Annotated in this window: 12 protein-coding genes and 1 tRNA gene; 7 read left to right on the top strand and 6 right to left on the bottom strand. The window is 72.4% G+C overall.

Going from position 1 to position 18,145, the window contains the following annotated elements; genetic code table 11:
* Nucleotides 1–48: 48 nt before the first annotated feature.
* On the bottom strand, nt 49–273 hold the full coding sequence (locus ACLBXP_RS11965; protein ID WP_447667881.1) for a hypothetical protein: 225 nt from the start codon (nt 271–273) through the stop codon (nt 49–51).
* 262 nt (nt 274–535) lie between these two features.
* A tRNA-Thr gene (locus tag ACLBXP_RS11960) sits at nt 536–611 on the bottom strand.
* 247 nt (nt 612–858) lie between these two features.
* Here ACLBXP_RS11960 and ACLBXP_RS11955 point away from each other — a divergent pair.
* From ACLBXP_RS11955 to ACLBXP_RS11935, 5 genes are all read left to right on the top strand, one after another.
* On the top strand, nt 859–1,332 hold the full coding sequence (locus ACLBXP_RS11955; protein WP_447667880.1) for a tellurite resistance TerB family protein: 474 nt from the start codon (nt 859–861) through the stop codon (nt 1,330–1,332).
* A gap of 9 nt (nt 1,333–1,341) precedes the next feature.
* Nucleotides 1,342–1,737: a CidA/LrgA family protein gene (locus ACLBXP_RS11950; RefSeq protein WP_447667879.1), complete on the top strand. Its 396-nt coding sequence runs from the start codon at nt 1,342–1,344 to the stop codon at nt 1,735–1,737.
* Nucleotides 1,734–2,453, top strand: a complete 720-nt coding sequence (locus ACLBXP_RS11945) for an LrgB family protein (RefSeq protein ID WP_447667878.1) — start codon at nt 1,734–1,736, stop codon at nt 2,451–2,453. Before ACLBXP_RS11950 ends, ACLBXP_RS11945 begins: the two co-directional genes overlap by 4 nt.
* 308 nt (nt 2,454–2,761) lie before the next feature.
* A complete protein-coding gene (locus tag ACLBXP_RS11940; protein ID WP_447667877.1) occupies nt 2,762–7,951 on the top strand; it encodes a VCBS domain-containing protein in 5,190 nt (1,729 codons plus the stop codon).
* 13 nt (nt 7,952–7,964) lie between these two features.
* A complete protein-coding gene (locus ACLBXP_RS11935; protein WP_447667876.1) occupies nt 7,965–10,217 on the top strand; it encodes a CHASE2 domain-containing protein in 2,253 nt (750 codons plus the stop codon).
* A gap of 26 nt (nt 10,218–10,243) precedes the next feature.
* Here the strand turns inward: ACLBXP_RS11935 and ACLBXP_RS11930 are convergent, their stop codons facing one another.
* From ACLBXP_RS11930 to ACLBXP_RS11920, 3 genes are all read right to left on the bottom strand, one after another.
* Nucleotides 10,244–12,379, bottom strand: a complete 2,136-nt coding sequence (locus tag ACLBXP_RS11930; protein WP_447667875.1) for a tetratricopeptide repeat protein — start codon at nt 12,377–12,379, stop codon at nt 10,244–10,246.
* Between the two features lie 159 nt (nt 12,380–12,538).
* Nucleotides 12,539–13,735 (bottom strand): flagellin N-terminal helical domain-containing protein, encoded by a 1,197-nt coding sequence (locus tag ACLBXP_RS11925; protein ID WP_447667874.1) that lies wholly within the window; start codon nt 13,733–13,735, stop codon nt 12,539–12,541.
* Nucleotides 13,736–13,955: 220 nt separating this feature from the next.
* Entirely contained in the window at nt 13,956–15,149 is a 1,194-nt protein-coding gene (locus tag ACLBXP_RS11920; RefSeq protein WP_447667873.1) for a flagellin N-terminal helical domain-containing protein, read from the bottom strand.
* Nucleotides 15,150–15,347: 198 nt separating this feature from the next.
* Between ACLBXP_RS11920 and ACLBXP_RS11915 the strand changes: the two genes are divergently transcribed.
* Complete coding sequence (locus ACLBXP_RS11915; protein ID WP_447667872.1) at nt 15,348–15,740, top strand: flagellar biosynthesis repressor FlbT; 393 nt, start codon at nt 15,348–15,350, stop codon at nt 15,738–15,740.
* A gap of 92 nt (nt 15,741–15,832) precedes the next feature.
* A complete protein-coding gene (locus ACLBXP_RS11910) occupies nt 15,833–17,269 on the top strand; it encodes a phospholipase D-like domain-containing protein (RefSeq protein ID WP_447667871.1) in 1,437 nt (478 codons plus the stop codon).
* Here the strand turns inward: ACLBXP_RS11910 and ACLBXP_RS11905 are convergent.
* Nucleotides 17,202–17,981 (bottom strand): endonuclease/exonuclease/phosphatase family protein, encoded by a 780-nt coding sequence (locus ACLBXP_RS11905; RefSeq protein WP_447667870.1) that lies wholly within the window; start codon nt 17,979–17,981, stop codon nt 17,202–17,204. The two genes, ACLBXP_RS11910 and ACLBXP_RS11905, sit on opposite strands and share 68 nt — an antisense overlap.
* Nucleotides 17,982–18,145 lie beyond the last annotated feature (164 nt).

The raw sequence follows: 18,145 nt of genomic DNA, 5'->3' as shown, positions 1-18,145 counted from the left end.
GCCGGCTCGGCCGACCACGCCGGCCCATAGGCCGGCGGCGGGCGCCGCTCAGGCGGCGAGCGCCCGCGGCGCGCGGGGGATGCTCGCCTCGGCCGCGAACAGGGTCTGGTAGAGGGCCGCCGGGGTGAAGGCCCGGCCGGCGCGGTCGGTGATCCGCACATCCGCCATTCCCGCGGCGCTGAGGGTCATGCCCTGGTCCAGCGCGCTCAGGAGGGAGCCGTGCTGATAGGTCAACCGGCGCAGGGACGCGCGGGCGCTGACGGTGAAGCTCACGTCGGGAATCCTGGTGCTGCCGCCAATGCCCGGCGCGGGCGACGCGGAACGCGACGAGCCCGGCCCGGCGGCGCCTCCGGCAGTCGAGCTGCGCCGCGACCGGCTCACTGATCGCCTAAAGTGGCCCGAGATTGACGAAACCTCACCGGATCGTGGCATCACGGCGGCGAACCACAGGTTACGCCGCGCGACTGCTCACGCGATAGGCAGAGTCGGCAAAGGATCGCGCCGGGCCCGTCCTGCGATGTCGGGGGAAGCGAAGTGGTGCCGCAAGAGGGATTCGAACCCCCGACCCCCTCATTACGAATGAGGTGCTCTACCAGCTGAGCTATTGCGGCAGGATCCGGCGGCCGTCGGTCGCGGTGGATCGTTGGGGCAGGCTCTTATCCGGCCGGGCGGCGCTTTGCAAGGTCGCGACCCTCGGGCAGGGCCCCGGCCCTTCACCGTCGCGACCCCTGTCCGATGCAGGCGTGCCACGGCCGGGCGGCATCGCGCGGCGGGGGCGTCGCGCAACCTTGACGGTCGGGGTGCGGGGCGGAAGGGTTGGGTCCCGCGCAGCCGCGCGGGTCGTCCGCGAGGCCCCGCATGTCCCTCATCGCCCGCCTGCGGGCCTACGCCGCCGAGGCCTTCGGGGTCGCCGCGCCGGACGGCGCGGTGATCGACGAGGAGCACCTCGCCGCCACCGCGCTCCTCGTCCACGTCGCCCGCGTCGACGGGGTGCTGGCGCCGGCCGAGTCGGCCCGCCTCGCCCGCCTCGTGCAGGGCCGCTACGCGGACGGGCCGGAGGCGGCCGACGCGCTGATCGCGCGGGCCGCCGCCATGGATGCGGAGACCCGCGACGTGGCCATGCTGGTCGAGATGATCGGCCGCGAGACCGGCGAGGGCGAGCGCGCGCGGCTCCTCGCCATGGCCTGGTCGGTGGCGGCCGCGGACGGCACCGTCGACGAGTTCGAGGAGGCCCTGGTCTGGCGCCTCGGCGCGCTGCTCGGCCTCGACGAGGCCGGGATCGCCGCGGCCCGCCGCGACGGCCTCGCGGCGCGCGACGGCGCCGCCCCGTAGAGGCTCCGGATGGTCGCGAGCCTCGGCCTGATCCTGCTGGCGCAACTCCTCGGCGAGGTGCTCGCCCGGGGCAGCGGCTTGCCGGTGCCGGGGCCGGTGATCGGCATGGCCCTGATGCTCGGCTTCCTGGTCCTGCGCGATTCCGGCCCGCCCGCGGTGCCGCGCCTGCTGCCGGGCCCGCTCACGGACGGCACGCTGGAGACGACCGCGCGTGCGCTCCTCGCCAACCTGTCGCTGATGTTCGTGCCGGCCGGCGTCGGCATCGTCGGGCGCCTCGACGTGGTGCGGGCGCAGGGCGCGCGGCTCGCCGTCGTCCTCGTGGTCTCCACCGCCGCGACCCTTGTCGTGACGGTGCTGGTGTTCCTCGCCGTGTCCCGCCTGATGCGCCCGCGGCAGGGCCCATGAGCGGCGAGTTCGCGGTCTGGGTCTACCTCTCGCGCACGCCCCTCCTGTGGCTCACCGTCACCCTCTGCGCCTACCTCGTGGCCGACCGCATCGCGGCGGCGACCGGGCGCAACCCGGCCGCGAACCCGGTGCTCATCGCGACCTGCATCACGGCCGCGATCCTGGCGCTGACGGAGACGCCCTACGCCACCTACTTCGCGGGCGCGCAGTTCGTGCACTTCCTGCTCGGGCCCGCCACCGTGGTGCTGGCGATGCCCCTCTACGAGCACCGCGCCACGGTGATGCGGGCCCTGGTGCCGATGCTGGCGGCGCTCGCCGCGGGCTGCGCGGCCGCCCTCGGCTCGACCATCGGCCTCGCCGCGCTCCTCGGCGTGCCCCACGGCGTGATCGTGTCCCTGGCGCCCCGGTCCGTCACGTCGGGCGTCGCCATGGGCATCGCCGAGGCCCTCGGCGGGGACCCGACGCTCACCGCGGTCCTCGTGATGACCACCGGCATCATCGGCGCCATCCTGGTCACGCCCCTCATGAACCTGATGGGGATCACCGACATGCGCGCCCGCGGCTTCGCCACCGGGCTCGCGGCGCACGGCGTCGGCACCGCCCGGGCCTTCCAGGTCAGCGAGGTCGCCGGGACCTTCGCGGGCATCGCCATGGGGCTCAACGCCTTCCTGACCGCTGTACTGGTTCCGCTGGCGCTCAGCTTCGTCGCACACTGAAAATTGCGGCTCGTCCCAAGGAGATCGCAGGTCGGATCGCCTTTCTGGCGCAGCGGGTTTGACCTAAAACCTTGCATCGTTGCGCGATGGCACTTGAACCCTGAGCAAAACTCGGTTGAAGCTCGCCGAAGGACCGGGTTCGGTCAGAGGCGGGCGGGTGAGCGGGTGATGTGCGGCGAAGGTGGCCCGCTGAGATCAGTCGTCGGGGCGCGGGAGGCCGCGATGTCCACAGACGGCCCGTGCGTCATCCTGTGCGGGCCGCGGATCGACTTCGCCGCGGCCGCGCGTGACGGCGCCGGGGGCCGGCCGTGAGGACGCTCGACGCCCACGATGCCCTGCCGACGGGCGGGGCGTTCGGCCTCGCGAGCGTCCGCGAGGTCGAGGCCGGCGCAGCCCCGACCGTTGCGGTGGACGATGCGGGCCTGCTCTTCCGGGGGCACTACGCCCGGGTGGGGTCCGACCTCATCCTCAGCGACGAGGGGCACCGCCTCGTCGTGCGGGACTACTTCTCCGTCGAGAAGCGCCCGGCCCTCGTCGCCCCCAACGGCGCGAGCCTGCCGGACGCGGTCGTGGCCGGCCTCAGCCTGGCGCCCGGCGGCATCGCCGTGGCGCAGGCCGGCGCGGGCGGGGCGAGCGACGCCTCCGCGGCGATCGGGCGGGTGCAGAAGCTCACCGGCAGCGCCACCGTGATCCGCAACGGCACGGCGGTGACGCTCCACGTCGGCGACCTCGTCTACAAGAGCGACATGGTGCAGACGGAGGGCGCCTCCTCCCTGGCCGTCGCCTTCCTGGACGGCACGGTCTTCAACCTCTCCGCCAACGCGCGGATGATGCTGAACGACATGGTCTACCAGGCCGAGGGCGGCGCGAATGCCTCGCTGTTCAGCCTCGTCCAGGGCACCATCACGTTCGTGGCCGGCAAGGTCGCCAAGACCGGCGACATGAAGGTCGGCACGCCGGTCGCCACCATGGGGATCCGCGGCACCGCCGTGCACGTCCAGATCGACGCGAACGACGGCACCACCCGCTTCTCGGTGATGACGGAGCCGGACGGCACGACGGGGCGCTACGACGTCTTCGACCGCGCCGACCCGACGAAGCTGCTCTTCACCGTCTCCGATCCCGGGCTCGCCCACATCGTGCGGCCGAACGGCCCCTCGGACGTCACCTTCGAGCAGGTCGCCAAGACGCCCTTCGACATTCAGGTGGAGCAGGGCTTCGTCCAGTCGATCTTCCGGACGCAGCAGGAGGCGCCGCGCCTGCCGGTCTACCAGGGGCCCTCGACGGGCGGGGGCGGCGGCTCCAGCACGCCCCCGAACCTGATCCAGCCGCAGCCCGGCCCGCAGCCCGGGGAGGGCCCCGCGCAGCAGCCGGGTCCACAGCCCGGCCCCCAGCCGCCCGGCCTCGGGCCCGGCAACCCCCTCGTGACGCCGCCCCCGACCGAGCCGCAGCCGAGCCACGGCGCCGAGCCGCCGCGGGCCGGCGGCCAGGTTCCGGCGACCGGCCCCGCGACGGGGCCCGCCACCAACCCGAACCCGACGACCAACCCCGCCACGGGGCCGACGACCACGCAGCCCACCACCGGGCCGACCGAGACCACGCCGACCACCGGGCCGACCACCAACCCGACGACGAATCCGACCACCGGGCCGACCACGCAGCCCAACACCCAGAACCCCGCCACCGAGCCGACCCAGAACCCGACGACCAACCCCACCACGGGCCCGACGACGCAGCCGACCACCGAGCCGTCGGGGAACGGCGGCGGCGGCGGGGGAGGGGGCGGCGGAACCACGACCGGCGACCTGCGCCTCGCGCCCCAGACGGCCGCGGTGGCCCAGGGCGGCGTGGCGGCGCAGACCGGCGACGGCAGCGGCGTCCTGGCCCCCGGCACCACGCAAACGACCGAGGGGGCCCGCATCACCGGCGCTCAGGCGGCCGGCCACGCCGAGGCGCCCGTGACGCAAGGGGGTACCGTCCTGACGGGCCGCTACGGCGACCTGACCCTGCGGGCGGACGGCACCTACAGCTACGCGGCCAACAACGCCGCGCCCCTCGCCGAGGGCCAGCAGGACACCGACGTGTTCACCTACCGGGTGGCGGGCCGTGACGGCGCCACCGCGCAGGGCACCCTCACCGTGACGGTGACGGGCCTCAACGACAGGCCGGAGATCGAGGAGGCCTCGGCCGGCAACGCGTCGGGCCGCGTCCACATCGACGCTTCGGTGGCGCAGCCCGACGCGGCGGCCGCCGGCGATGTCCGCCCAGCGGCCGCGGCCGTCGCGCAGCCGGAGGCGACCTCCCCCGGCGGCGGCACGTCGAGCGACCTGCTCAAGCAGACCGTCACCGTGGCCTTCTCGGACCCGGACCGCGGGGACACCCACGCGGCGAGCGCCTCACTGAAGGTCGACTCGGTCGAGTGGCACACGGCCGCCGCGGAGGGGACGAGCGGCTCCGCCCCCGCGCGCGGCACGTTGCCGGCGGACGTGACCGCCACCGTCACGGCCGCGCTGGAGCGGGCGCTCGCCCAGAGCGCGCTGACGGAGCCCGCCGCCGGGGCGGACGGCAAGGCCGTCCTGACCTTCAGCCTGCCGGCCGAGGACGTGGCCTTCCTGGCGAAGGGCGAGAGCCTGACCGCCACCTACGCGGTCCTCGTCACGGACCGGGCCGGCGGGGACGGGGGGACGAGCCGCCCGCTCACCGTCGACGTGACGATCACGGGAACGAACGATGCGCCGGTCATCACCGGGGCGCGGCCGGCCCCGGTCACGATCGAGGCCGCGCCGTCCAACGGCCGCGCGCCCCTCGATGCCACGGCCGCCTCCTACCTGACCACCGGCGGCGGGCTCGTTGCGACCGGGAGCGGCGACGCGCCGTTCGGCGCGCTCGCGCTGGAGCCTGGCGACGACAACTCCTCGGCGCCGATCGACATCACCGCCGTGTTCGGCGCCCAGGGGCTCAACTTCTTCGGCACGGCCTACAGGACGCTCTACATCAACAACAACGGCAACATCACCTTCGCGGGGCCCTCCGGGACCTACACGCCGACGCGGATCGATGCCGGTCAGAACAACCCGATCATCGCGGCCTTCTGGGCGGACGTGGACACCCGCGGCGGCGGGCAGGCCGAGACCCCGGGCGGCCACTCGACGGGTGCGAACCGGGTCTACGTCGATGCCGACGCCGCGCACGGCGTCCTCACCGTCACCTGGGACGATGTCGGCTACTACAACACCCGCACCGACCACCTGAACGCCTTCCAGCTCCAGCTCGTCAGCCTCGGCAACGGCGATTTCGACATCGCCTACCGGTACGAGGCGGTGAACTGGACGACGGGCGAGGTGAGCGGGGGCGCGGCGGCCCGCATCGGCTACGCCTCCGGCACCGGCACCGCCGTCGAGCTGCCGGTCTCCGGCGACGACGCGGCCCTGCGCGCCCTGCCGACGACCTCCGGCAATACCGGCATTCCGGGCCTCTACGTCTACGAGGTCACGAACGGCACCGTCACCGAGGCGCCGGCCCTGCGCAGCAGCGGGACCTTCGCCTTCACGGACCCGGACCTCAGCGACCGGCACGGGGTGACGACCGCCCTGCCGGCGGGCGCCATCCAGTGGCAGAGGGCGAACGGCACCTCGGCGGGCACCGTCGACGACGCGACGCGGGCCGTGCTCGCCTCGGCCTTCGCGGCCGCCATTGACACGGAGAGCGCGGGCCACGGCTCGGTCAAGTGGAGCTTCACCCTCGCCAACGCGTCGGCCGCCTTCCTGGGGGCCGGGGAGCGGCTGACCGCGACCTACACGGCGACCGTCACGGATGCCTGGGGCGGGGCGAGCGAGGCGGTGCCGGTCGCCGTGACGCTCGTCGGGGTCAACGACGCGCCGGTGATCACCGGCAACGCCGCGGGCGACGACCTCCGCCTGTCGGCGGCCTCCGCCGAGGCCACATCTGCCGGAGCCGGCAGCAGCGGCACGGTTGCCTTCTCGGACCCCGACCTCCACGACACCCACACGGTGAGCTACAGCCTCGTCGCCGCGCAGGTCCGCGGGGAGGGCGGCTCCACGGCCGTCACCGGACAGGCGCTGGACGACCTGCGGACACGGCTCGAGACAGCGCACAGCTTCACGGTCGGGACGGTGACCGAATCTGACGGCCAGGGCCGCGCGACCTGGACGTTCCACGCCCCGCCCGCGGGCGATGGCGCCGCGCCGGACGCCTATGATCTGACCTACGCGATCACCGTGAAGGACGCCGGCGGCCTGTCGGCGACGACGACCGTCACGGTCGCGGCGCAGCCGAACCACGCCCCCGTCGCCACCGACCCGACGGCCGTGCTCGATGCCGCGGGCAACGCCGCCGGCACCCTGGCGGCCAGCGACGCGGACGGCGACCCCCTCACCTTCGCGCGCGTCGCCGACGACGCGACGCATCACGGCACGCTGGAGATCGACGCCGCGACCGGCCGCTACACCTACCTGCGCGATGCGGGCTTCGCGGGCTCGGACGCCTTCACGGTCTCGGTCACGGACGGCCGCGGCGGCGCGACGACCGCGATGATCTCGATCCCCGCCGTGGGACCGGCCGCGAACGGCCATGCCCCGGTCGCGGTGGACGGCGACGCCACGGTCGGAGCCGGCGCGACCCTCTACGGCCGGCTCGCCGCGACCGACGAGGATCCGGGCGACCACGTCGCCTTCGATCCGGTGCAGAACCTCGACACGACCTACGGACGCGTCACGATCCGGGATGACGGGACCTACACCTACACGAACCGGTCCGCCCCGAGCGCCTCGGGGGACGCCCACGGCTTCGACGACAGCTTCGATTTCCTGGTGCACGACGACGCGGGGCATACCGACCGCGGCACGGTGACGATCCACGTCACGCCGCCATCGGGGACCGGCCCAGTGGCCGGGGAGGATAGCCCGGGCGGAGGCATGAGCGGACATTCGTCCGACGGACACTCCGAGACCGGGAGCGAGACGCCGGCCGGGGCGGGAACCACGTCGACCGGCGAACAGCCCACCACAAGTCAGTCCTCGACCGGCCAGACTCCCGCGGACGCGGGCACGGAGGCTTCGGGCCCCGGCGGCACCGCGACCCAGGCCAGCGGCGAGGGCTCCGCGACGAACGGGACGGCCCCGCACGCGGCCGCCATCCCCGGCCATGACGGGCTCGACGGTCACGACACCTTCGTGTTCGCGCCCACGCCGGTCTCCACGGCCGAGGTGCCGACCATCAGGGGATTCTCCGCCGCGACGGACGTGCTCTCCCTCGACAGCTTCCACTTCAGCGCCGCGGTGACGGCGGGCGAGCTCGCGGCCGCCGTCTCGGTGCAGGAGAATGCGGCGCACGGCTTCGACCTCGTGGTCCGGGCCGAGGCCGACCAGGAACCGACCGTCCTCGCCCATCTCGAAGGGGCGATCGGCCTCGGCGACGCGGTGGCGCTCGCCTGGGCCGGGCACGTCGCCCACGTGACCGCCACCGGCCACGCCGCCTGATCGGGGGCGCGGGGTGAAGCCCGAAGCGCCGCCGCCGGTCGCCCGGCCCCGCCGCCGGCCCGGGCGGCGCCTCGCCCGCCGCCTCGGCCTCGACCGGGCGCTCGCCCTGGCGCTCCTCGGCCTCCTCGTCGCCGTCCGCCTGTGGGACCCGGCCCCCGTCGAGATCCTGCGGCTGCGCACCTTCGACGCCTTCCAGGTGCTGCACCCGCGGCCCACGAGCTTCCGGCCAGTCGTCATCGTCGACATCGACGAGGAATCGCTGCGCGCCTACGGGCAATGGCCCTGGGCGCGCACGCGGGTCGCCGAGCTGGTGCGGCGGCTGCGCGAGGCGGGCGCGGCGGCCATCGCCTTCGATGCGGTGTTCCCCGAGCCCGACCGGCTCTCGCCCGCCCGGGTCGCCGAGGCCCTGGAGGGGCTCGACCCCGCCGCGAAGGCGGCGCTGGCGCGCCTGCCCGGCAACGACGCGGTGCTGGCAGAGGCGGTGGCCGGCGGCCGGGTGATCCTCGGCCAGACCGCGCTGACGAGCGCCACCGACAACGATGCGGCCCTGCCCCAGACGGGCTTCGCCGCCCTGGGGCCGGACCCCGCGCCCTTCATGGCACAGTTCCCGGGCCTCCTGCGCAACCTGCCCGAGCTGGAGCAGGCGGCGGCGGGTCGGGGCCTCTTCACCATCGTGCCGGAGCGCGACGGCATGGTGCGGCGCGTACCCCTCGTGATGATCGCCGAGGAGCGCATGGTGCCGGCCCTCAGCCTGGAGGTGATCCGCGTCCTCTCCGGGGCCGGCGCCGTCCTGGTGCGCAGCGACGCGGCCGGCGTCACCTCGGTCGCGCTGCAGGGCCTCGACGTGCCGACGGACGCCAGCGGCGCCGTCTGGCTCCACTTCAACCACCACGACCCGGCGCGCTTCGTCTCGGCGCGGAGCGTCCTCGACGGCTCCCTCGACCCCGAGCGGGTGCGCGAGAAGATCGTGTTGATCGGAACCTCGGCGCTGGGCCTCCTCGACAACAAGACCACGCCGGTGGACCGGGTGATCCCCGGCGTCGAGGTGCACGCGCAGGTGCTGGAGAGCGTGCTCTCGGGCGCCACCCTGTCTTACCCGAACTACGCGGTTGTGGTGGAGGTGGCGCTCGCCGTCGCGGTGTCCCTCGGCATCATCGTGCTGGCGCCGGCACTCGGGGCGCTGCGCCTGCTCCTCCTCGGCGCCGTGGTGGCGGTGTCGCTGGCGGCCACCTCGTGGTTCCGCTTCACGCAGCTCGGGATCCTCCTCGATCCGACGTTCCCCCTCGGGGCGAGCTTCTCGGTTTACGCGGTCCTCGTCTTCACGAACTACGCGCGCGAGCAGCTCGGGCGGCAGCGGATCCGCTCGGCCTTCGGCCAGTACCTTTCGCCGGCCCTCGTGGACGAGCTCGCGGCGAACCCCGAGAAGCTGCGCCTCGGCGGCGAGGAGCGGCAATTGTCCATCATGTTCAGCGACGTGCGCGGCTTCACGGCGATCGCCGAGTTCTACAAGGCCGACCCGGCGGGCCTCACCGCGCTGATGAACCGCTTCCTCACGCCCCTCACCAACGCGATCATCGAGCGGCGCGGCACCATCGACAAGTACATGGGCGACGCCATCATGGCGTTCTGGAACGCGCCGCTGGACGATGCCGACCACGAGGCCAACGCCGCCCAGGCCGCCCTCGACATGCTGGAGCGGATGGGCGCCCTTAACGCCCTGCGCAAGGCGGAGGCGGAGGCCGGCGGCTACCCGGTCCTGCCCCTCGACGTCGGCATCGGCATCAACACGGGGCGCTGCGTCGTCGGCAACATGGGCTCCGACCTGCGCTTCGACTACTCGGTGCTCGGCGACACCGTGAACCTCGCCTCGCGCCTCGAGGGCCAGTCGAAGACCTACGGGGTGCGCACGGTCCTCGGCGCCGCCACCGCCGCGGCCCTCGCCGGGCGCTTCGCGCTGATCGAGATCGACCGCATCCGCGTGAAGGGCAAGCGCGAGGCCGAGACCATCTCGACGCTGCTCGGCGATGCGCGCGTGCGCGCCGCGCCGGCCTTCTCGGCGCTTGCCGAGACCCACGGGGCGATGCTCGTCGCCTACCGTGCGCGGGACTTCGCCGCGGCCCGCGGCTACCTCGACGCCGCCGCCGAGGGCTACGCGCGCTTCGGCCTGGAGGGGCTCGCCGCCCTCTACGCAGCCCGCATCGCCGGCTACGAAGCGGACGCGCCGCCGGCGGACTGGGACGGGGTCTACGTCGCTCTGACGAAGTGATCGGGCGCTGACGAAGTGACGGAGGCTCAGGCGGCGAGCCAGCGCCGCCACATGCCCCGGAAGGCCGTTCCGACATCCGCCGCCAGGGCGGCATGGTCCATGAGAGGGGAGGCCGCCATGCGCCCCTGCAGGCCGTCGCGGAGCGCCGCGAGGCGGTCGCGGTCATGCGCGAGGCCGGCCGCGATGGCGACGTACGCCTCCGGCGAGTCCGCCACGAGCTCGGGCAGGCCGGCGGCGCGCAGGATTGCCTGGCCCATCCGGCCCGCGGTGTGGCGCCCTTCGAGGGTCACGAAGGGGACGCCGAGGTAGAGCGTATCGAGGCTCGTGGTGCCACCGTTGTAGGGGAACGGGTCGAGGGCGATGTCGATCCGGTTGTAGAGGACGTAGCGGGTCTTCGGGGTGCGGGCCTCGAGGTCGACCCGCTCGATCGGCAGCCCGGCCCGGGCGAGCCGCTCCAGGGCCCCCGCACGGGTTACGGGATCATGGATCCCGACGATCTCGAACAGGATGCGGGCGTCCGGGACCTGCCGGAGGATGCTGGCCCAGACCGCGAGCGCGTCGTCGCTGACCTTGGTGAAGCGGTTGAAGCACCCGAAGGTGACGTATCCGTTGTCGCGGCAGGGCGGATGGTCGATCACCGGCGGCATCAGGGGATGCGCCTCGTAGCAGCCCGAGACGTGCGGCAGGCGCCACAGCGTCTCCGTGTGCAGGTGGTCCGTCGAGCCCTCGGGCTCGAAGTTCGCGTCGGTGAGGCGGTAATCCATCGCCCGCAGGCCGGTGGTGCCGGGATGCCCGATCCAGGTCACCTGCACCGGCGCGGGCTTGCGCGCGAAGACGAGCAGGCGGTTGCCGGCGCTGTGGCCGGAGAGGTCCACCAGGATGTCGATCCGGTCCCGCTCGATCAGGTCCGCCACCGCGTCGTCGCTGTGGCCGACGATGTTGCGCCAGTGCGCGAACATCCCCTTCAGGCGCAGCGTCGTCGCGTCCTCGGCCTCCGAGTTGGCGTAGGCCACGGTCTCGAACGCCGCGCCGTCGAAGTGGCGCAGGAACGGCTCGAAGAAGTAGGTCACCGCGTGCTCGCGCAGGTCCGCCGAGACGAAGCCGACCCGCAGGCGCCGGTCCGGGTCGCGCGCGTTCGCGAAGGGGCGGGTGCGCAGCGCCGGGTCGCCGAAGCGACGGCCGAACGCGGCGGCGTCGGCGTAGTAGGCCTCGGGCGCCACCTCGGCGGCGTAGAGCTTCGCGAACAGCCGGTTGCTGTGCACGAAGGCGAGGGAGGGATCGAGGCGGAGCGCCTCGTCGAAGGCCGCGATCGCCTCCTCCAGGCGGCCGAGATCCTTCAGGACCACCCCGAGGTTCGAGTGGGCGTTGGCGAAGGTCGGGTCCGCCGCGACCGCCCGGCCAAGGGCTTCGAGCGCCAGGGTGTGCCGACCCTGCCGCTGCAGCACGCCCGCGAGGTTGCTGTGCGTCAGGGCTCGGGTCGGGTCGATGGCGAGGGCCCGCTCGAAGGCCTGCATCGCCGCCGAGAGGTCGCCCTGGCGGGAGAGGATCGAGCCGAGGTTCGAGAAGTAGGCGGCCTGCGCGTCGTCCCGGTGGATCGCGATGCTGACGAGGTCGAAGGCCTGCTGCAGGCGGTTGGTCTGCGCCGCGATGGCGCCGGCGAGGTGGACCGCCTCGGTGCGGCTCGCATCGAGCAGGATCACGGTGTCGAGGAACGGCTCCGCCCGCAGGAACTCCCCCGCCTCGTAGTGGATCTGCGCCTCGGCTTCGAGCGTGTCGCAGAGCTGGGCCCGGATCGGCGCCATCACCGCATCGGAGAAGCCCTGGGCGAGGAAGCGGGCGAGGATCGCGCGGGCGTCGCCGAGGCGGTCGGCGGCGAGCAGCGCGACGATCAGGGCGAGCCAGTGCTGGGGCTCGCCGGGCGCTCCCTTCAGGGCCGCCGCGAGGTGGGGGACGGCCTGCGCGGAATCGTGCCGCGCGCTCGCGATCAGGCCGAGGCGGTAATGGGCGGCGGCGTCGCCGGGACTGACTTCGAGGAAGCGCAGGTACTGCGCCTCTGCGTCGCGCAGGCGTCCCGCCTCGTGGTGGGCGAGGGCCCGCCGGAAGAGCTTGTGGGGGCCCGGCGCGGCTGCGACCGGGCTCGGGTGTCGTGTGTTCCGAAGCATTGGGGCACCCGCCTGGGATCGTCCGAGCCTGACCGCCTCAGGGTTAAGGCGGGGTAAAGCGGCCTGCCCGGCGAATAGCGGCGCGTGGGGGACCGATGTGCGAAGGCCCCGCCGACCGGAGGGTCGACGGGGCCTTCGCGGAGCGCGGCGCGGTGGGGATCAGCGCAGGAGCTGGAGGATGCTCTGCTGGGCCTGGTTCGCCAGCGACAGCGCCGAGATGCCGAGCGACTGGCGGGTCGAGAGCGCCTGCGAGTTCGCGGCCTCCTCGTTCAGGTCCGCGTCGGTGAGGTTCGAGGAGCCCGTCTCGAGGACGTTGATGATCTTCTTGGTGAAGTCCTGGCGGTTCTGAACGACCGAGAGGTTCGAGCCGAAGGTCGAGGACTGCGAGCGCAGGGTGTCGGAGGCGCCGGTGAGGCTGGTCAGCGTCTTCTTGATGTCGGTGTCGAGCAGGAAGTTGCCCTTGCCGTCCGCCGAGCCGGCGCCAACCGTGTCGCCGGTGATCGCCTTGAGGTTCAGGCCCGTCGAGGTGGCATCCACGCCCTGAACGTCGAGGTTCGACGTGTCCTTCTCGTTGAAGGCGATGTGCAGCTTGTTGGTGCTGGCGCTGCTGGAAAGCAGGTTGACGCCGTTGTAGCTCGCATCGCGGGCCAGCTGGTCGATCTGGGTGAGCAGCTGGTTGTACTGGGCGGCGAGCGCCGTGCGCTGGGCCACGCCCGTCACGGCGAGGTCCGAGCTCTGGGTCTGGACCGTGGTCGCGTAGGCGCTCGCGGTGCCGGTGCCGGCCGCGAAGCCGAGCGCCGTCTGGTCGGTGGAGTCCTTGAACTCGACGTCGGCGCTGGCGCTCAGGACGATCTTGGTGCCGGTGGTGTCCTTCGTGAAGGCGCTGCCCGCTCCCTGCGCGCTCACTGCCGAATTGAGCTTGGCGATGGCCTGGTCGATCGTGTCGGTGGAGGCCAGCGTGGTGCTGACGCTGGTTCCGTTGACGTAGAGGTCGACCGTGTTCGCGGCGGCGCTGTACTTGGTCGAGGCGGTACCGCTGGTGGTGATCTGGGTCGACAGCGCTTGGTTGGCGGTGGACTTGGCGGAGTCGACGAGCTTCTGGATCGAGGTGAGGCCCTGGTTGGCCGCCTGGATCGTCTGCACGCCGTTCGAGATCGAATCGAGCAGCGCGCCGAGGTCCGAGGAGCGGTTCGTCAGGGTCTGAGCCGTGAAGAAGTTCACCGGATTGTCGAGGGCCGAGGAGACCTTCTTGCCGGTGGACAGGCGGTTCTGGGTCGTCGCCGTTAGGGCGGCGGTGTCCTGCAGCGAGAGCAGGTTCTGGCGGGTGGCCGCCGACAGCGTGACTTCAGAAGACATGGTCTGCGATCCGTCCGATACGCTACACGATTAAGGTTAATTGACGCTCCTATCCTTGCTTTTCGGTTAACAAATCGCGGCAACAGCGATTTTTATCGTCCTCGCAAGCTTTCGTGGCCGATTCGCGGCCCTTGCGACCTCGATCTGCAACGAAAAGGGGCCGGAGCGCTCGGCTCCGGCCCTTCGAGGATCGCTTGACCGTGCTGCGGCGGAGCCGGGCTCAGCGCAGGAGCTGAAGGATGCTCTGCTGGGCCTGGTTCGCCAGCGACAGCGCCGAGACGCCGAGGGACTGGCGGGTCGAGAGCGCCTGCGAGTTCGCAGCCTCCTCGTTCAGGTCCGCATCCGTCAGCTTCGACGCGCCGGTGTCGAGCACGTTGATGAGCTGCTTGGAGAAGTCCTGACGGTTCTGCACGACCGAGAGGTTCGAGCCGAAGGTCGAGGACTGCGCACGCAGGGTGTCGGAGGCCTTGGTCAGCCCCGTGAGGGTCTTGTTGATGTCGGTGTCGAGCAGGAAGTTGCCCTTGCCGTCCGCCGAGCCGGCGCCGACCGTGTCGCCGGTGATCGCCTTGAGGTTCAGGCCCGTGGAGGTCACGTCCACGCCCTGAACGTCGAGGTTCGACGTGTCCTTCTCGTTGAAGGCGATGTGCAGCTTGTTGGTGCTGGCGCTGCTGGAGAGAAGGTTGACGCCGTTGTAGCTCGCATCGCGGGCCAGCTGGTCGATCTGGGTGAGCAGCTGGTTGTACTGCGTGGCGAGGGCCTTGCGCTGGGACACGCCCGTCACGGCGAGATCCGAGCTCTGGGTCTGGACCGTGGTCGCGTAGGCACTCGCGGTGCCGGTGCCGGCCGCAAAGCCCAGCGCCGTCTGGTCGGTGGAGTCCTTGAACTCGATGTCGGCGCTGGCGCTCAGGACGATCTTGGTGCCGGTAGAGTCCTTCGTGAAGGCGCTGCCCGCACCCTGCGCGCTCACCGCCGTGTTGAGCTTGGCGATGGCTTGGTCGATCGTGTCGGTGGAGGCCAGCGTGGTGTTGACGCTGGTTCCGTTGACGTAGAGGTCGACCGTGTTCGCCGCAGCGCTGTAGGCCGTGGAGGCGGTACCGCTGGTGGTGATCTGGGTCGACAGCGCCTGGTTGGCGGTGGACTTGGCGGAGTCGACGAGCTTCTGGATCGAGGTGAGGCCCTGGTTGGCCGCCTGGATCGTCTGCACGCCGTTCGAGATCGCGTCGAGCAGCGAGCCGAGATCCGTGGAGCGGTTGCTGAGCGACTGCGAGGTGAAGAAGTTCACCGGGTTGTCGAGGGCCGACGAGACCTTCTTGCCGGTGGACAGGCGGTTCTGAGTCGTCGCCGTGAGGCCGGCGGTATCCTGCAGCGAGAGCAGGTTCTGACGGACGGCGGCGGTGAGGGATACGCTGGACATGACGAGGATCCGTATTGGCTGAGATATCGTCGTTCTGACGACGCTCTGAGGAACCACGCTGCGCCCTACCCGTGGCTTAAGCCGAATACTTAAAATGATCTGAAATCCCGGCCTCGCGCGGTTCCGCGGGGTCGGTCTTCAAACAACCTTAAGGCTTTGTGACCATCCTCGGCGGAACCCCGGAACGGAGTCCCGACCATGCCCCTGCGGATCGAGCTGAAGCCGTCGGAGCGGCTGATCATCAACGGCGCCCTGATCCGCAACCTCGACCGGAAGTCGGTCTTCCTGGTCGAGACGCAGTGCAAGTTCCTGCGCGAGAGCGAGATCATCCGCGAGAGCGAGGCCGACACGCTGTGCAAGCAGCTCTGCGTGACGCTGCAGGTGATCTACCTGTCGGACGAGCCCACCGCCGCCGAGGACCTCCTCACCGTGCAGTCGACCCGCATCCTCCAGGCGATGCCGGGGGCGGCCCCCTACCTGATGGCGATCCACGACGACGTGGCCGCCAAGCACTATCACCGCGCGATCAAGTGCGGGCGTCAGCTCATCGCCTACGAGGCGTCCCTCGCGGAGACGTCCGACCCGGCCTGAATCCCGGGCAGCGCCTTTCCCCCGGAAAGGAACCGCCCAGGGATGGCCCGTGCGTGTATGAGGGGGCCCGGGGACAGACCGGGCTCGGGATCGTGGAAGAAGCAGTCTACCGCTGGCTCATCGCCACCGCCGCGATCCGGGCGGACGTCGCCGCGCTCATTGGCACGGGGCTCGCCCTGTTCGTCACGGTCCACGCCCTGTTGCGCAAGCGGCGGGTCAGCGTGGCGGTGGGCTGGATCGGCCTCGCCTGGCTCTCGCCGCTGTTCGGCTCGGCCCTCTACGCGATGTTCGGGGTGAACCGCGTCACCCGGCGGGCCCGGCGGATGCGGCCGCCGCCCTCGGAGGAGGGCGGCGACGCCCACGGGCCGAACGCCGCGGTGCCGGAAGCCTTCACCCAGCTCGACCGCGCCGCGCTCTGGATCACCCGCCTGCCGGCGGTGGGCGGCAACAGCGTCCGGATGTTCCGCAACGGCGACGAGGCCTACCCGGCGATGCTGGAGGCGATCGGGCAGGCGCGGGAGAGCGTGGCCCTGTCGAGCTACATCTTCCGCGACGACGCCACGGGCCGGGCGTTCTGCGCGGCCCTTGCGGCGGCGAAGGCGCGGGGCGCCGAGGTGCGGGTGATCATCGACGGCGTCGGCGGCGGCTGGTTCCGCACGCCGGCCTACCGGCGCCTCGTCCATGCCGGCGTGCCGGCGGGGCTGTTCATGCACTCGGCGCTGCCCTGGCGGATGCCGTTCCTGAACCTGCGCACCCACAAGAAGCTGCTCATCCTCGACGGGCGGGTGGCCTTCACGGGCGGCATCAACATCTCGGACGCGAACCGCGTGGCGGAGGGGCCGCCGCACCCGGTGCGGGACACCCACTTCCGCATCGAGGGGCCGGTGGTCGAGCAGCTCGCCATGGCCTTCGCGCAGGACTGGGCCTTCGTGGCCGGCGCGGAGCTCGAGGGCGCGCGCTGGTTCCCGCCCCTGCCGGCCGTGGGCGACAAGGTCGCCCGCGTCGTCACCTCGGGGCCCGATGCCGACATCGAGAAGATCGAATTCGTGATCCTGCAGGCGCTCACCTGCGCCCGGCGCTCCGTGCGCCTCGTGACGCCCTACTTCCTGCCGAGCGAGGTGATGGTGAGCGCGCTGGGCCTCGCCGCCGTGCGGGGCATCACCGTCGACGTCGTCATCCCGCGCACCAGCGACCACCGCTTCGTGGACTGGGCGACCCGGGCCCACGTAGCCGGGCTCCTGCGCAGCGGCGTGCGGATCTGGCTCGACGAGCCGCCCTTCGACCACTCGAAGGCCCTCGTGGTCGACCGCGAATGGTGCTTCGTCGGCAGCGCCAACTGGGACATGCGCAGCTTCCGCCTGAACTTCGAGATGAACGTCGAGGTCTACGACACCGTCCTGGCGGAAGCCCTCGACGACTTCATGGCCGGCAAGATGGAGACGCCGCTGACGCTCGCGGCGGTCACGGGCCGGAGCCTTCCCGTCCGCCTGCGCGACGCAGCCGTCCGACTGCTGCTGCCATACCTCTGAGCCGGGGCACCCGGGCGGACGTCATGCGGTCGGGCGCCGGCGCGAGGTGGACCACGATCGGCCGGTGGTCCGACGCGCCGCGGGGCAGCACCCCGTGCTCCACGCAGACGAGGCCGCGGGCGAGGCAGCGGTCGAGGCGCAGCGGCACGGCGCGGGCCATCGCGTGGGTCGGGCGCCGGGGGCCGACGTCGCGGAAGCCCGGCAGCAGGGCCGGCCCGACGATGTTGTAGTCGCCGAGCACCGCGGCGCGCTCGGGCAGGTGGGCGACGATGCGCCGGAGCTGGCGCCGGTTGAGCACCTGGCCGTGCGAGAGGTGCACGTTGGCGACGCCGAAGCGGCCGAGGTCGAGCACCTGGCAGACCCGGTCGAACAGGGCGCCGGAGGGCAGCTCGATCACCCTCGGCGGGGTCGCCCACGGTTCGCGGCTCCACAGGGCGAGCCCGTGGATGCGGCCGGGCAGCTGCGCCCAATGGTAGAACCCGCCCACCCGCTCCTGCAGGGCGCCGATCTCCCGGGTCGCCTCCTGCATCAGCATGAGGTCCGGCGCCTCCTGGGCGATCAGCGCGGCGATGTGGTCGACCGCCGCCCCCGTCCGCCGCAGGAGGTTCCAGCTCACGATCTTGCAGGTCTCCGGCTGGAGCGCGGCGCGGCGGAGGGGAGCCCCGCTCGCCGAGCCGTCGGCGAGGGAGGTGCGGTGGCGAGAATCGAGCATCGCGTCCCGTTCGGGCTCCGGCGTGAGGGTCTCGGGGCGACGTCGCCCGCGGCGCGCGTGGAGTTCGACCTTGCGGCGGCGTCCCGGGGGCGGCCCCCGAGACGTCACCCCAAGCCTTGGCCGCCGCTCCTCAACGCGGCACCCCGGCGGCGGCTCCACTATCG

The sequence above is a fragment of the Methylobacterium sp. A54F genome (assembly GCF_053346035.1).
This window is presented reverse-complemented; position numbering and strand designations above follow the sequence as displayed.

Bases quoted from the DNA above. Each gene is read 5' to 3' on its own strand.
- ACLBXP_RS11930 (WP_447667875.1), bottom strand. From the start codon at position 12,379: ATGCTTCGGAACACACGACACCCGAGCCCGGTCGCAGCCGCGCCGGGC.
- ACLBXP_RS11955 (WP_447667880.1), top strand. From the start codon at position 859: ATGTCCCTCATCGCCCGCCTGCGGGCCTACGCCGCCGAGGCCTTCGGG.
- ACLBXP_RS11950 (WP_447667879.1), top strand. From the start codon at position 1,342: ATGGTCGCGAGCCTCGGCCTGATCCTGCTGGCGCAACTCCTCGGCGAG.
- ACLBXP_RS11920 (WP_447667873.1), bottom strand. From the start codon at position 15,149: ATGTCCAGCGTATCCCTCACCGCCGCCGTCCGTCAGAACCTGCTCTCG.
- ACLBXP_RS11925 (WP_447667874.1), bottom strand. From the start codon at position 13,735: ATGTCTTCTGAAGTCACGCTGTCGGCGGCCACCCGCCAGAACCTGCTC.
- ACLBXP_RS11915 (WP_447667872.1), top strand. From the start codon at position 15,348: ATGCCCCTGCGGATCGAGCTGAAGCCGTCGGAGCGGCTGATCATCAAC.
- ACLBXP_RS11905 (WP_447667870.1), bottom strand. From the start codon at position 17,981: ATGCTCGATTCTCGCCACCGCACCTCCCTCGCCGACGGCTCGGCGAGC.
- ACLBXP_RS11945 (WP_447667878.1), top strand. From the start codon at position 1,734: ATGAGCGGCGAGTTCGCGGTCTGGGTCTACCTCTCGCGCACGCCCCTC.